Here is a 15116-nt window from a genome sequence, read left to right on the forward strand (position 1 = left end):
ATGAGTCTGATCGGCAAGTTCGCCACCGTCGGCACCGCCACGCTCGGCAGCCGCATCTTCGGTTTCCTCCGCGAAACCCTGATGGCCGCCGCCGTCGGCACAGGCCCCGTGGCCGATGCCTTCAACGCCGCCTTTCGTTTTCCGAACACCTTCCGGCGACTTTTTGCCGAAGGCGCGTTCAATTCGGCCTTCGTGCCGCTTTTCGCCAAGGAAATCGAGGCGAATGGCATGGAGGGCGCAAGGCGCTTTTCCGAGGAGGTCTTCGGTGTTCTCTTCACCGTGCTCCTGGCGCTGACGATCCTGATGGAACTGTCGATGCCGTTCATCGTGCGCACCGTGATTGCACCGGGCTTCCTGGAAGATCCGGTAAAATTCGACAACACCGTCCGGCTCGCGACCATCATGTTCCCCTATCTCGCCTGCATGTCTCTGGCGGCGATGATGGGCGGCATGCTGAACTCGCTGCACCGTTATTTTGCGGCCGCGATCGCGCCTGTGTTCCTCAACATCATCCTCATCGGCGTTCTCGCTCTGGCGTGGTGGAAGAATTACGATCCTCTGCAGGTGGGTTACGCCCTGTCCTGGGGTGTTATGGTGGCAGGGGTGGTGCAACTTGCCATCGTCTGGATCGCCGTGCGCAATGCCGGCATGCGCATAGGCTTCCGCAGGCCGCGGATGACCAAAAATGTGCAGCGGCTTCTGGTTCTTGCCCTGCCCGCCGCGATCACCGGCGGCATTACCCAGATCAATCTGCTGATCAACACCAATATCGCTTCTGCTGGTGAAGGGGTGATCTCCTCGCTTGCCTATGCGGACCGGATTTACCAGCTGCCGCTCGGCGTCGTCGGCATCGCGGTGGCCACCGTGCTCTTGCCGGAACTGGCACGGGCTTTGCGCGGCGGCCATATGGTCGAGGCGGGAAGCCTGCAGAACCGCTCGGTGGAATTCGTGCTGTTTCTGACCTTGCCCGCCGCCGCGGCCCTTCTCGTCATGGCGGAGCCCATCGTGCGTTTTCTTTACGAGCGCGGCAATTTCTCGCCCTCGGCCACCATCACCGTTGCGCAAATCCTCGGCATTTACGGTCTGGGCCTGCCGGCTTTCGTTCTGATCAAGGCCTTTATTCCCGGTTTCTTCGCTCGTGAGGATACCCGCACGCCGATGATCTTCGCGGCGATTTCCGTTGTCGTGAATGTCTCGCTGGCGCTGACGCTCTTCCCGCGCCTTGGCGGTCCCGGCATCGCCATTGCAGAAATCACTGCCGGCTGGGTCAATGCCGCTCTGCTGTTCGGCATGTTGTTGTGGCGCGGTCACTGGCATGTGGATATTCCACTGCTGACCCGCATTCCGCGTTTGCTGCTGGCCGCGGCCCTGATGGCCGGTTTCGTGCACTATGCGCTGACCTGGCTGACATTCGAGCTGTCTTCCGCCTCGTCCATTTTCATCCGGGCTGGCACCATCATGGCTCTCGTCTTCGCGGCCATGCTGGTTTATTTCGTGCTGGCTTTCGTTTCGGGTGGGGCCGATATCGGCATGGTGAAGAGAGCCATTCGCAAGCGCGGCAAAAAGAACGTCGAGACGGAGGCGGGCTGATGTCCTTTGCTGAAAACCGCCGCATCGCGCTCGTCACGCTTGTCGTGGATGACTACGGCCGGGCGAAGGCGTTTTATTGCGACGTTCTCGGGTTCGAATGCCTTTCCGATCAGCCGCTTGGCGACGGCAAACGGTGGCTGGTGGTGAAGCCGCAAGGGACCGAGGGCGGCGCCCTGCTGCTTGCCGAGGCGGATGGCGAGCAGCAAAGGCTTGCCATTGGCAACCAGACGGGCGGGCGTGTCGGGTTTTTCCTGCATACCGACAATTTCCAGCGCGATTACGAGACCATGCTTGCCCGTGGTGTGGGCTTTCTGGAGGAGCCGCGCCATGAGGTTTACGGCTCCGTTGCGGTCTTTGTTGACCCTTACGGAAATCGTTGGGATCTTCTGGAACCGCGCGGCTGACAAGCCCTGAAACCGCTTGATTGCGGGGGGCTGCGGGTGCATAAGCGCGCGTGCAATTCCAACCATGGGGCGAGGCCCTCCACAAGCCTTTTCGAGGACGACAATGAACGCATTCAAGCCGCTGGTTTTCTCGGGCGTCCAGCCGACCGGCAATCTGCATCTCGGCAATTATCTCGGCGCGATCCGCAAGTTCGTGGCGCTGCAGGAAGATAACGACTGCATCTATTGCGTCGTCGACATGCATGCCATCACCGCCCAGCTCGTTCACGCCGACCTGAAGGCGCAGACCCGCTCGATTGCGGCCGCCTTCATCGCAGCCGGTATCGACCCCGTGAAGCACATCGTCTTCAACCAGTCGGCCGTGCCGCAACATGCGGAACTGGCATGGGTGTTCAACTGCGTGGCGCGCATCGGCTGGATGGAGCGTATGACGCAGTTCAAGGACAAGTCCGGCAAGAATGCCGAGCAGGTCTCGCTCGGTCTGCTCGCCTATCCGAGCCTGATGGCCGCCGACATTCTCGTCTATCGCGCCACCCATGTTCCGGTCGGCGACGACCAGAAGCAGCATCTGGAACTCGCACGCGACATCGCCCAGAAATTCAACATCGATTTCAGCGATCATATCCGCAAGGCGGGGCTTGGGCTCGATATCACGGTCGGCGATGAGCCGGTGCACGCCTATTTCCCGATGGTGGAACCGCTGATCGGCGGTCCGGCACCGCGTGTGATGTCGTTGAAGGACGGCACCAAGAAGATGTCGAAGTCCGATCCCTCCGATCTGTCGCGCATTAACCTCATGGATGATGTCGATGCGATTTCGAAGAAGATCAGGAAGGCAAAGACCGATCCGGACGCGCTGCCGAGCGAAGTGGAAGGCCTGAAAGGCCGTGCCGAAGCCGAAAACCTCGTCGGCATCTATGCCGCCCTGTCCGACAGGACCAAGGCCGATGTGCTCTCGGAATTCGGCGGACAGCAGTTCTCGGCCTTCAAGCCGGCCCTCGTCGAGCTTGCCGTCAATGTCCTGGCACCGGTCAATAATGAGATGCGCCGTCTTCTCGATGACCCGACCCATATCGACGCCATCCTCAGCCAAGGTGGCGAGCGGGCGCGTGCCATCGCCGAAAAGACGATGAACGAGGTGCGCGATATCATCGGCTTCCTGCGCTGACAGGTCGCTGCTGCGCGGATGCGGTGGGCGGTTTGCGCCTGCCGTGATTTGATATAATCTCCGCCCGAACCGTCGGGCGGTTTCTCGGATCACGGCGGACCTAGGGAGTGCAGAATGGTTTCAAAACGGCTGTCGCGTCTGGAAGGGCATCGTCGCAAGTTTCTCGCTGTTATCGATGACACACCGGAATGCGAAAGGGCCGTGCACTATGCCGGTCGTCGCGCCAAGAATTCCAATGGCGGGCTTGTGCTGCTTTACATGATCCCGGAAGGCGACTTCCAGCAATGGCTTGGTGTCGAGCAGATCATGCGGGCGGAAGCGCGGGAGGAGGCGGAAGCCACACTCGCCAAGATCGCCCAGAAGGTTCGTGAGACCATCGGAATCGAGCCCGAAGCTGTCATTCGCGAAGGCAGCGCCACCGAGCAGATCCACGGGCTGATCGAGGAAGACCGCGATATCGCGATTCTCGTTCTGGCGGCGGGATCGACCAAAGAAGGGCCGGGACCGCTCGTTTCCTCCATTGCCGGGCGAGGGGCAGCCTTCCCGATCCCCGTCACCGTGCTGCCGGATACGTTATCGGACGAGGAAATCGACGCACTCTGCTGACCCCGGGGCTCAGGCAAGATTTAGGGGCTGACGATTTCTTGAATGTAATTATCATGTCAGGGCTTGAAGTGAAGCTTCGCCGGGCGTATTTTTTGGAAGAATTCTAAATTACGGGGCGTGAACGGCGACCTCGAAGGAGAAGACGATGTTCATTCAGACGGAAGCCACGCCGAACCCCACCACGCTGAAGTTCCTGCCGGGCAAGGTGGTGCTGGAAAGCGGGACGGTGGAGTTTCTCAATCCTTCGCAGGCGCAGGCTTCGCCCCTGGCGGAGCGCCTCTTCACCATTCCGGGGGTTACCGGCGTTTATTTCGGTTTCGATTTCATCACCGTCACCAAGGACGGCGCGGAATGGCAGCACCTGAAGCCGGCCATTCTGGGCGCGATCATGGAGCACTTCATGTCTGGCCGCCCGATCATGGGCACGGCTATTGCGGCCGAAGTGTCGGATGAAGAAGGCGAGTTCTTCGAAGAGGGTGACGAAACCATCGTCGCGACCATCAAGGAACTGCTGGATACCCGCGTTCGCCCCGCCGTGGCGCAGGATGGCGGCGACATCACCTTCCGTGGTTTCCGCGACGGGACGGTGTTCCTGAACATGAAGGGCGCCTGCTCGGGCTGCCCGTCCTCCACCGCCACGCTGAAGCATGGCGTTCAGAACCTGCTTCGCCATTTCGTGCCGGAAGTGCGCGAAGTCGAAGCGGTATAATGCTGTAAAGCCAGGTCATGATTGTTCTCGCACTCGACACCTCAGGTGTGGATTGTTCCGCCTGCATCTATGACAGCATCTCAGACAGGGTGCTCGGAGAGGTCTGCGAAACGATCGGCAAGGGCCATGCCGAAAGACTAATGGCCGTGATCGACGGGGCTCTGGAGCAGGCGCAACTGTCGCTCCGGAATGTCGAACGCATTGCCGTGACGATCGGGCCGGGGTCTTTCACCGGTATCCGTGTCGGTGTCGCCGCTGCGCGTGGTTTTGCCCTATCGCTCGGCATTGAAGCAATGGGCGTGACCACGCTCGAGACGCTTGCCCTGCATCACCTGCTGGAAAACCCCGACCGGCCCGTGGCTGTCGGGCTGGATGCCAAGCGCGGCGAAACCTATCTCCAGACATTTTCGGCTGACGGATCGCCGCTTCGCGATGCCGGCCTCCTGTCGCTTGAAGACGCCAGGATGGTCATCGACAGTTTCGATGGCGCCGTCATCGGTTCCGCTGCACCCCTTTTCGTGGGCGCGGAGACCGGTTCGGGGCCGGATCATTTCCCGATCGCCTCGGTGGCGCGTGCGGCCGCGCGCAAGCCGGCGGGCCAGCCGAAACCCGCGCCGCTTTATCTGCGCGGGCCGGACGCCCGGCCACAGACTGGTTTTGCGCTGGCACGTCAGGGCGTTGCCTGATAGGGCAAGCCTTGATGCATGCCGTTGATTCCCGTGACGCCCGATTTTTGTGATGCCTGATTTTTGTGATGTTTGACGACTATCTGACCTGGAAACCCTATTTCGAGATCGTGCCGATGCAGCATGAGGATTGCGCCGCGGTGTCGGATTTGCATGCCTTGCGCTTCCCGCGCCCGTGGAACGACGGGGAGTTCTCCGGACTATTGACGCAAGGGTCGGTTTTCGGCGCCGTCGCACGCCAGACCAACGCATTTTTCAGCAAACCGCTCGGCGGTTTCGTGCTGGCGCGGGAGGTGGCGGGCGAGGCGGAAATCCTTACAGTTGCCGTGGCCGACAAGTTCGCACGCGCGGGTCTCGGCTGGCGCCTGATGCAGTCGGCCATCCGCGAGGCGATGATGCGTGGCGCTGAAACCATGTTTCTCGAGGTGGACAATAACAATGTCTCCGCTCTCGGGCTCTACAGGAAGCTCGGTTTCAACACCGTCGCGGAACGCAAGGCCTATTACACCGCCAAGGATGGAACGAAGTCGACGGCGCTTGTCATGCGCCGCGATCTTCGCTAGTTCCCTGCGACAGGCATTTTTCGGCGAGAGCCCCGAAATTCAACCGGAATACTCAAAAGGCCAGAAGACGTGATAGACCTTTCGAAAACGCTGGAGGAACTTTGTGCCGAGCGCGGCATGCGGATGACCGACCAACGCCGCGTCATCGCCCGCGTCCTTCAGGAATCGGCAGACCACCCCGATGTCGAGGAACTTTACCGCCGTTCCTCCGCCGTGGATCCGCGCATCTCGATTTCCACCGTCTACAGAACGGTGAAGCTGTTTGAGGATGCCGGCATCATCGAACGTCACGATTTTCGCGATGGCCGCTCGCGTTACGAGACTGTGCCTGAAGAACATCACGACCATCTGATCGATCTGAAGAACGGTGTGGTCATCGAGTTTCATTCGCCCGAGATCGAGGCCCTCCAGGAAAAGATCGCCCGGGAACACGGTTTCAAGCTCGTGGATCACCGGCTGGAACTTTACGGCGTGCCGTTGAAGCCCGGCGAACACTGAGACGCCGGTGAACAAGCGCACGGTCCAATCATGATGTGGCTGCGGACAGCCTATATCGCGGTCGTTCTCCTGATCGTCACGCTCGTCTTGCTGCCGCTGCAATTGCTGGGCCTTGCCTTCGACTGGCGGATTCGCCGCCGCATTCCGCGCATCTGGCACCGCATTGCCTGCCATGTTCTGGGCATCCGCGTTCACGTCCACGGGGATGTGGAGCGCGCGAAACCGTTGATGCTGGCGGTCAATCACGCCTCGTGGAAAGACATCCTCGTTTTGGGCAGCATTGCCGACGTGGTATTCATCGCCAAGACGGAGGTGCGTGACTGGCCGGTTTTCGGCTGGCTTGCCCGGCTGCAGAAAAGCATCTTCGTTCAGCGCGAGCAGAAGCGCAGCACCGGCGCGCAGGTGAGCGAGATCGCCAGCCGCATGGCCGATGGCGAGATTGTCGTCCTGTTCCCCGAAGGGACCACCTCGGATGGCAACCGCATGCTCGCCGTCAAATCCTCGTTGTTCGGCGCGGCTTCCACTGCGGCTGAACAGGTTCCGGGCAAGCTGGTGTATGTGCAGCCGGTCGCTATCGCCTATACGCGGGTGCATGGCATGGCCATGGGTCGTTACCACCGCGTCATTGCCGCCTGGCCGGGCAGCATCACGCTCGTGCCGCATCTGCTCGGCATCATCAGGGCCGGTGCCATTGATGTCGACGTGACATTCGGTGACAGCGTTCCGTTTCACAGCGCTGACAACCGCAAGCGACTGGCGACCGATGTTGCCGCCACCATCCGCTCCATGCTGGCCTTCAGCCTGCGCGGCGGCTGGCGGAATTCGTGAGATCGTAGCTTTTCCGGCATTTTTCTGTTTAATCTGGCCGGGAAAAACACTAGATAGCCGCCATGACCCAGGAAACGCTTGGCCTTGACGCCCAATCCATGATCGCCCCCGAGGGCTCGAACAGCCGCAAGGTTTTCATCAAGACCTATGGCTGTCAGATGAATGTCTACGATTCCGTCCGCATGAGCGATGCGCTTGCGAAGGATGGTTACGTTCAGACCGAGGATATGGGCGAGGCCGATCTGGTTCTGCTGAACACCTGTCATATCCGCGAAAAGGCGGCTGAAAAGGTCTATTCGGCGCTTGGCCGCCTGCGTGACATGAAAAAATCCCGCGAAGAGCAGGGCCGCGAATTCATGATTGGCGTTGCCGGTTGCGTGGCACAGGCGGAAGGCGAGGAAATCCTGCGCCGTGCGCCTGCCGTCGATGTCGTCATCGGCCCGCAGACCTATCATCGCCTGCCGGATGCGCTGAAGCGCGTACGCGGCGGCGAGCGCGTCATCGAAACCGAATACGCCGTCGAAGACAAGTTCGAGCATCTTCCGGTCGCCGAAAAGGCGACGCTGCGCACGCGCGGTGTCACGGCGTTTCTGACGGTGCAGGAAGGCTGCGACAAGTTCTGCACCTTCTGTGTCGTGCCCTATACGCGCGGTTCGGAAGTCTCGCGCCCCGTGCGCCAGATCGTCGATGAAGCGATGAAGCTCGTTGATGCCGGCGTGCGCGAAATCACACTGCTTGGCCAGAATGTGAATGCCTGGCAGGGCGAAGGCCCGCAGGGCGAGAAATGGGGACTTGCCGAATTGCTGTATCGGCTGGCGGAAATTCCCGGCCTTGCGCGGCTTCGCTATACCACCAGCCATCCGCGCGACATGGATGATCGCCTGATTGGCGCGCATCGCGATCTGCGCATCCTGATGCCCTATCTGCACCTGCCGGTGCAGTCTGGCTCCGATCGCATTCTGAAAGCGATGAACCGTCGCCATACGGGCGAGGAATATATCCAGCTTATCGAAAAAATCCGCGCCGCCCGCCCTGATATCGCCATGTCGGGAGACTTTATTGTCGGTTTCCCCGGTGAGACGGATCGCGATTTCGAAGATACAATGGCGATGGTCGAGACGGTAAAATACGCGCAGGCCTTTTCGTTCAAATATTCCACCCGTCCCGGCACGCCGGGCGCTGATCTCACGGATCAGGTTGCGGAAGAGGTGAAGGCCGAGCGTCTGGAGAGATTGCAGGCGCTGTTGCTGCGGCAGCAGAAGGAATTTGCGGAATCGCTGGTCGGAAAAACCATGGATGTGCTGTTGGAAAAGCCCGGTCGCATGCATGAGCAGTTGATAGGTCGCTCTCCATGGCTGCAATCCGTGAATCTTGATGCAAAGACGTTGAAAATCGGTGACATTGTTAATGTACGAATCACCGCAACGGGTCCAAACAGCTTGTTTGCCGAGGTGGCAGAGAGTTAGAGTGAGGAGCCGACACTGATTGGGACAGGAGCCTGACCGCTTGAACGCACATGAATTGGTATCACCTTCATCGCGCCAGCCACGCCAAGCCGCGACCGACGCCAATCACTTTGTCCTCACGTTCGAGAATAACAGGATAGCGGGAGAGCTATTCGGTCAGTTCGATCAGAACCTGAAATTGCTGGAACAGCGCCTCAATATCGATGCGCGCCCGCGCGGCAATTCCGTTGCCATCACCGGCGATGTGGTCGCTACCAACCAGGCCCGCCGCGCGCTGGATTTCCTCTACGAGCGCCTGCTTAAGGGCGGCACCGCCGAAGTTTCCGACGTGGAAGGCGCGATCCGCATGGCCATGGCCGCAGACGACCAGCTGACCTTGCCGACGATGGAGCGCAAGGCGAAGATTTCCATGGCGCAGATTTCCACCCGCAAGAAGACCATCGCTGCCCGCACGCCGACGCAGGATGTCTATATGCGGGCGCTGGAACAGTCCGAGCTGGTTTTCGGCGTCGGTCCCGCCGGCACCGGCAAGACCTATCTGGCAGTGGCGCATGCGGCCCAGCTTCTGGAGCGTGGCGCGGTCGACCGCATCATCCTCTCACGCCCCGCCGTCGAGGCAGGCGAGCGTCTGGGCTTCCTGCCCGGCGACATGAAGGAAAAGGTCGATCCCTATCTGCGCCCGCTTTATGACGCGCTTTATGACATGATGCCGGGCGACAAGGTGGAGCGGGCCATTCAGGCGGGTGTCATCGAAATCGCGCCGCTGGCCTTCATGCGCGGACGCACGCTCGCCAACGCCGCCGTCATTCTGGACGAAGCCCAGAATACGACGACGATGCAGATGAAGATGTTCCTGACCCGTCTTGGCGAAAACGGCCGCATGATCGTGACCGGTGATCCGAGCCAGGTGGATTTGCCGCGCGGCGTGAAATCCGGTCTTGTCGAGGCCCTGCAAATCCTCACCGATGTCGAAGGCGTGTCCGTCGTCCGCTTCAAGGATGTCGACGTCGTGCGTCATCCGATGGTGGCGCGCATCGTCCGGGCTTACGAATCCCACACGGCCGTGCCGGACGAAAGCCTCGTGAAGGGCGACTGACGCAAAGACAATGACAGCTCTGGATATTCAAATCAGCGTCGAGGCCGAAGGCTGGTCCTCGGAAGAGGACCTGCTTGCCTTTGCAACCAAAGTGCTGGATGCGGCGGTTGAGTTTTTGAAGAGGGAAGAGGAGCAACCCTTCCCGAAAACGCCCGTGGAACTTTCGCTGGTCTTCACCGACGATGAAAATATCCGGGAAATCAACGCCGAGTGGCGCGACAAGGACAAGGCGACCAATGTCTTGTCTTTCCCCGCTTTTCCGCTGGAACCGGGCGGAATGCCGGGCCCGATGCTGGGCGATATCGTCATCGCGCGCGAGACGGTTGAACGCGAGGCTCTTGAACTTGAGAAGAGTTTCGAGGATCATCTGACCCATCTTCTCGTCCACGGGTTCCTCCATTTGTTCGGTTATGACCACATGGACGAGGAAGAAGCGGAAGAAATGGAGTCGCTTGAGACTCGCATTTTGGCGGTGCTTGGCCTATCTGATCCCTACGCGGGTCAGGAACCGCTTTAAATATTGTCTGGAGCCATGAACGAACATTCTGCACGACCTGCCAATGAGGGCAGAGAAAACGGCGAGCAGTCCTCTTCGGAGGAGGGCAGTAGTCACTTACGTCACGACTACAATGCCAAGCCGAAATCGACCATCTGGTCACGCATCGCACGGTTGCTGAAACCATCCCAGGGTGAACGCCTGCGCGAGGATCTGACCGATGCACTGATGGACGACACCGAAATCGGTGCGGCCTTTTCGCCTGAAGAACGGGCGATGCTGAACAATATCCTCCGTTTCCGTGAGATCAGGGTCGAAGATATTATGATCCCGCGGGTCGATATCGATGGTCTCGACCAGAACATGACGATCGGCGACGCGCTGATCCTCTTCGAGGAAACCGGACGTTCCCGGATGCCGGTCTACGATGAGACGCTGGATAACCCGAAGGGTATGATCCACATTCGCGATCTGCTGGCCTATGTCGCCAAGCAGGCCCGCAACAAGCGCCGCGCCGGATCGCGAAGCGTCGCTTATGGCGAGGTGAAGGCGCCGCGCTCACCGCGGCCGAATTTCGATCTGGCTCGGGTGGATCTTGAGCAGACGGTCGCCGATGCCGGGCTGGTGCGCAAAATTCTATTCGCACCGCCCTCGATGCTCGCTTCCGATCTCTTGAAGACGATGCAGGCGCAGAGAACACAGCTTGCACTTGTTATCGACGAATATGGCGGCACGGACGGCCTCGTCAGCCACGAGGATATCGTTGAGATGGTCGTAGGCGATATCGATGACGAGCACGACAAGGACGAGGCGATGTTCTCGCGCCTTTCCGCCGATGTGCTTGTTGCCGATGCTCGTGCGGAACTCACCGAACTTGCCGAGGTGATCGGGCCGGAATTCGACGTGCGCGAACATCTCGAAGAAATCGACACGCTCGGCGGTCTCATCTTTTTCGCACTCGGCCGCATTCCGGCCAAGGGCGAGGTGGTTCGCGCGGTACCCGGTTTCGAGTTCCAGATTCTCGATGCGGATAGCCGGCGCATCAAGGGCGTTCGTATCGCCCGGGATCATGGCTCCGAAGGTGAGGATGACCGCGCTCCGGGCGAAGCCAACGGGGTCATTGCGCTGCCCGCGCCGGATGTTCGCCTCATCACGCACCAGCACAACGCCGATTAGGAAAGGTGACGGGGATGCCCCGTCACCTCCGCCACGCAGCAATTTGACAGGCCGGAGCGGCCAAAAGGCCGCACGGCGTTCCGGTCGTCATCCCTCCTGTGGACTGCGAATCTTTTTTCCTTTACGTCGAGTCTGAGGGGAAATTCCGTGGCTGCGGGCTTTTCCACACGCGCATAAACGGAGATGGCATGGAGCGTCTTGCAGGCAAGGTAATGCTGGCCGGCGGCATGAGCCGCGCAGTGATGGCGATTGCTGCAGGTGCGGTCGGGGCGCTTGCCTTGCCTCCATTCGGCTTTTTCGCGGCGCTATTTCTGTCTTTTACCCTGCTCGTCTGGCTCGTGGACGGCTGCACGGGAAAGCCCGGCGGCGGCCTCTTCAGCCGTATTCTGCCGGCTTTCGGCATAGGCTGGTGTTTCGGGCTTGGTTATTTCGTGGCCGGCCTGTGGTGGCTGGGCAATGCGCTTCTGCTGGAGGCTGATGAATTCGCCTGGGCACTGCCACTTGCCATCCTCGGTCTGCCGGCGTTTCTGGCGCTGTTTTACGGTTTTGCGGTTGCCGCCGCCAATCTCCTCTGGTCGGATGGCCTTGGCCGCATCGCGGCGCTTGCCGCGGCCTTCGGCCTTTCGGAATGGCTGCGCAGTTTTCTGGCGACCGGCTTTCCCTGGAACGCCATCGGTTACGGCATCATGCCCATCCCGATCATGATGCAGTCAGCGCATCTGCTCGGTCTTTTCAGTATCACGACGCTGGCGGTTTTCATCTTCGCTGCACCGGCGCTGATCGGTACGAAAAAAGGCATGGGACCGGGGCTGGCGCTGGCGGGCCTGCTGCTGGCCGCCCACTTCGGTTATGGCTTTTATCGCTTGCAGACGCCGGCGGAGATCCCGGCGGACGCCCTGACGGTGAGGATCGTTCAGCCTTCCATCGATCAGTCCCGCAAGATGTTGAACGACGACCGTGCCGAGATTTTCAGCGATCATCTGCGGCTGACGGCCCTGTCGCCGGGCGCAGGGAAAAAACGCCCTGATATCATCGTCTGGCCGGAAACCTCCGTCCCGTTCATCCTGACGCAAAACCCGGATGCTCTGGCGGAAATCGCCAGAACGCTGGAGGATGGACAGGTGCTGTTCACCGGCGCTGTCAGAATGGAAGATCAGGGGGCCGGCCGACCGCCGCGTTATTATAATTCGGTCTATGCGATCGACAGCCAGGGCGAGATCATCGGTGCGACCGACAAGGTGCATCTGACCCCCTTCGGCGAATATGTCCCCTTTGAAGGCATCCTGCGGGAATTCGGTATCGACAATGTCATTGCCCTGCCGGGAGGTTTTTCCGCGGCCTCTTCGCGTACGCCGCTCACGCTGCCTTCGGGCAAGACCTTCTATCCATTGATCTGTTACGAGATCATTTTCCCGGGCGAGATGACGCCCGGGCTGGCCGGCTCGGCCGCCATCCTGAACGTGACGAATGATGGCTGGTTCGGTGATACGCCCGGCCCCTATCAGCATTTTCTGCAGGCGAGAGTACGGGCCGTTGAGACGGGCGTGCCGGTGATTCGCGGCGCCAATACCGGAATTTCTGCCGTCATCGATCCCTATGGCCGCATTATTGCAGGGCTGGACTACGGTCGGGTCGGAATTGTTGACGCCACTTTGAGTGGTGGGTCAAACGACGCATTTACCTACGACACACATCGGACGTATTTCTGGTTGATTTTTTCCATCTTGATAATCGTCGCGGTATTGCCTGCGTGGAGTTTTGCGCGGCGCCAGAATTGACCGCGAACCCCCACAATTGCATAGTGAATACGTCAGTCGTAAAACAAGTTTAGCCGTTGTCGAAATACCGGCTCATTTCTTCGAATAGTACTGAAGCGAGATATCAACCCTTTCCGAGTGTCAGGACCGCATGATGACCGAGAATAAGAAAAAGCCTAACCCCATCGACATTCATGTCGGAAGCCGAATTCGCCTTCGCAGAACCATGCTCGGAATGAGTCAGGAGAAGCTGGGTGAAAGTCTTGGAATTACCTTTCAGCAAATCCAGAAATATGAAAAAGGCACCAACCGCGTCGGCGCCAGCCGCCTGCAGAATATTTCCGGGATCCTCAATGTACCGGTTTCCTTTTTTTTCGAAGATGCGCCCGGCGATCAGGTCGGCGGTACGACCGGCATGGCGGAAGCGTCGAGCTCCAATTACGTGGTCGACTTTCTGTCCTCGGCTGAAGGTTTGCAGCTGAACCGCGCATTCGTGAAGATCGCCGACCCCAAGGTTCGCCGTCGCCTCGTTGATCTCGTCAAGGCGCTCGCCGCCGAGGGCGATGCCGAGTAGAGCCTGGTCCGCACAGCGCAGAAAATTTCCGGCATGGGATGCCGGGCACTCAACGGTCCGCAAGGACCGTTTTTTTGTACCGGATTGGAAAGGAATTCTCACATAAAGATATATTTATGTGGTTGTGTCCTTGTTTTTCGCGGCTGAAATGACTAACAAACTCCAAGACCGTTCTTTGAGGGGAATCCCGCATGCGTGCCAATTACCTGTTCACCAGCGAGTCCGTGGCCGAGGGTCATCCGGACAAGGTTTGTGATCGTATTTCTGATGAAATCGTGGATCTTATTTATCGTGAAGCGTCCAAGACGGGTGTCGATCCCTGGACCGTGCGCATCGCATGTGAAACGCTTGCGACGACCAACCGCGTTATTATTGCCGGTGAGGTTCGGGTTCCCGATACGCTTCTGAAAAAGGACAAGGACGGCAAGATCATCAAGGACGCCGCCGGCCATCCGGTCATCAACCCTTCGAAGTTCAAGTCCGCCGCCCGCAAGGCGATCCGTGACATCGGCTACGAGCAGGATGGTTTCCACTGGAAGACCGCCAAGATCGACGTTCTCCTGCACCCGCAGTCGGCAGATATCGCGCAGGGCGTGGACAATGCTTCCGACAAGCAGGGCGACGAGGGCGCCGGCGACCAGGGCATCATGTTCGGTTACGCCTGCAAGGAAACGCCGGATCTGATGCCGGCGCCGATCTATTATTCTCACCGTATCCTCCAGCTGCTCGCCACCGCCCGCAAGAGCGGCGAAGGTGAAGCGGCGAAACTTGGCCCCGACGCCAAGAGCCAGGTGACGGTTCGTTACGTCGACGGCAAGGCTTCGGAAGCCGTATCCATCGTTCTGTCCACACAGCATCTCGATGCAAGCTGGGATTCGAAGAAGGTTCGCGCTGTTGTCGAGCCCTATATCCGCGAAGCTTTGGGCGACCTGAAGATCGCCGACGATTGCCAGTGGTATATCAATCCGACTGGTAAGTTCGTCATCGGCGGTCCCGATGGTGATGCGGGCCTCACCGGCCGCAAGATCATCGTCGACACCTATGGCGGCGCTGCCCCCCATGGTGGTGGCGCATTCTCCGGCAAGGACACGACCAAGGTTGACCGTTCCGCCGCCTATGCCGCCCGCTATCTTGCCAAGAACGTCGTGGCTGCCGGCCTTGCCGAGCGTTGCACAATCCAGATTTCCTACGCGATCGGCATCGCCCAGCCCCTGTCGATCTATGTCGATCTGCATGGCACCGGCAAGGTCAGCGAAGATCAGGTCGAGAACGCGATCCGTAAGGTCATGGACCTTTCGCCGTCGGGTATCCGCCGTCATCTCGATCTCAACAAGCCGATCTACGCCAAGACGTCCTCATACGGCCATTTCGGCCGCAAGGCCGGCCGTGACGGCTCCTTCTCCTGGGAGAAGCTCGATCTGGTGAAGCCGCTTAAGGAAGCTTTGAGCGCCTAACACTTGTTATTTGACGGCGATTGAGAGATACCGTCACCAACTTTT

Annotated in this window: 16 protein-coding genes; all 16 read left to right on the forward strand. The window is 59.6% G+C overall.

What is annotated here, in order from left to right; all coding sequences use genetic code 11:
* The 16 genes from murJ to metK all read left to right on the forward strand — a co-directional run bounded on the left by murJ (position 1) and on the right by metK (position 15071).
* On the forward strand, positions 1–1590 hold the full coding sequence (murJ, locus tag V6S97_RS10145; protein WP_031234217.1) for a murein biosynthesis integral membrane protein MurJ: 1590 nt from the start codon (positions 1–3) through the stop codon (positions 1588–1590).
* Positions 1590–1994: a VOC family protein gene (locus V6S97_RS10150; RefSeq protein WP_087743285.1), complete on the forward strand. Its 405-nt coding sequence runs from the start codon at positions 1590–1592 to the stop codon at positions 1992–1994. The genes murJ and V6S97_RS10150 overlap by 1 nt, the downstream gene beginning before the upstream one ends.
* 103 nt (positions 1995–2097) lie before the next feature.
* Positions 2098–3162: a tryptophan--tRNA ligase gene (trpS, locus tag V6S97_RS10155; RefSeq protein WP_087743287.1), complete on the forward strand. Its 1065-nt coding sequence runs from the start codon at positions 2098–2100 to the stop codon at positions 3160–3162.
* A 114-nt stretch (positions 3163–3276) separates the two neighbouring features.
* Positions 3277–3768: a universal stress protein gene (locus tag V6S97_RS10160; protein ID WP_003503758.1), complete on the forward strand. Its 492-nt coding sequence runs from the start codon at positions 3277–3279 to the stop codon at positions 3766–3768.
* Positions 3769–3913: 145 nt separating this feature from the next.
* The gene (locus V6S97_RS10165; protein WP_003503755.1) at positions 3914–4477 is read left to right on the forward strand and encodes a NifU family protein; all 564 of its coding nucleotides are present in this window, start codon (positions 3914–3916) and stop codon (positions 4475–4477) included.
* Between the two features lie 17 nt (positions 4478–4494).
* Positions 4495–5163 carry a tRNA (adenosine(37)-N6)-threonylcarbamoyltransferase complex dimerization subunit type 1 TsaB gene (gene tsaB, locus V6S97_RS10170; protein ID WP_099085710.1) on the forward strand — a complete coding sequence of 223 codons (669 nt, stop codon included), beginning with the start codon at positions 4495–4497 and terminating at the stop codon, positions 5161–5163.
* 68 nt (positions 5164–5231) lie between these two features.
* On the forward strand, positions 5232–5726 hold the full coding sequence (locus V6S97_RS10175; RefSeq protein WP_334426746.1) for an N-acetyltransferase: 495 nt from the start codon (positions 5232–5234) through the stop codon (positions 5724–5726).
* A gap of 69 nt (positions 5727–5795) precedes the next feature.
* Entirely contained in the window at positions 5796–6224 is a 429-nt protein-coding gene (locus V6S97_RS10180) for a Fur family transcriptional regulator (RefSeq protein WP_020011052.1), read from the forward strand.
* A gap of 30 nt (positions 6225–6254) precedes the next feature.
* Positions 6255–7052: a lysophospholipid acyltransferase family protein gene (locus V6S97_RS10185; protein ID WP_099085709.1), complete on the forward strand. Its 798-nt coding sequence runs from the start codon at positions 6255–6257 to the stop codon at positions 7050–7052.
* Between the two features lie 62 nt (positions 7053–7114).
* Positions 7115–8518 (forward strand): tRNA (N6-isopentenyl adenosine(37)-C2)-methylthiotransferase MiaB, encoded by a 1404-nt coding sequence (gene miaB / locus V6S97_RS10190; protein WP_334426748.1) that lies wholly within the window; start codon positions 7115–7117, stop codon positions 8516–8518.
* Between the two features lie 40 nt (positions 8519–8558).
* Positions 8559–9614, forward strand: coding sequence for a PhoH family protein (locus V6S97_RS10195; protein ID WP_026363799.1), 1056 nt, complete (start codon positions 8559–8561; stop codon positions 9612–9614).
* 10 nt (positions 9615–9624) lie between these two features.
* The gene (gene ybeY / locus V6S97_RS10200; protein WP_060722835.1) at positions 9625–10131 is read left to right on the forward strand and encodes an rRNA maturation RNase YbeY; all 507 of its coding nucleotides are present in this window, start codon (positions 9625–9627) and stop codon (positions 10129–10131) included.
* A gap of 15 nt (positions 10132–10146) precedes the next feature.
* Positions 10147–11286 (forward strand): hemolysin family protein, encoded by a 1140-nt coding sequence (locus tag V6S97_RS10205; RefSeq protein WP_035212583.1) that lies wholly within the window; start codon positions 10147–10149, stop codon positions 11284–11286.
* Between the two features lie 188 nt (positions 11287–11474).
* Entirely contained in the window at positions 11475–13064 is a 1590-nt protein-coding gene (gene lnt, locus V6S97_RS10210) for an apolipoprotein N-acyltransferase (protein ID WP_262513208.1), read from the forward strand.
* A 133-nt stretch (positions 13065–13197) separates the two neighbouring features.
* On the forward strand, positions 13198–13617 hold the full coding sequence (locus V6S97_RS10215) for a helix-turn-helix domain-containing protein (RefSeq protein ID WP_003503735.1): 420 nt from the start codon (positions 13198–13200) through the stop codon (positions 13615–13617).
* 191 nt (positions 13618–13808) lie between these two features.
* Entirely contained in the window at positions 13809–15071 is a 1263-nt protein-coding gene (gene metK / locus V6S97_RS10220; protein ID WP_003503733.1) for a methionine adenosyltransferase, read from the forward strand.
* Positions 15072–15116 lie beyond the last annotated feature (45 nt).

This window comes from Agrobacterium sp. CCNWLW155, from assembly GCF_036888815.1.
Lineage (GTDB): Bacteria > Pseudomonadota > Alphaproteobacteria > Rhizobiales > Rhizobiaceae > Agrobacterium > Agrobacterium radiobacter.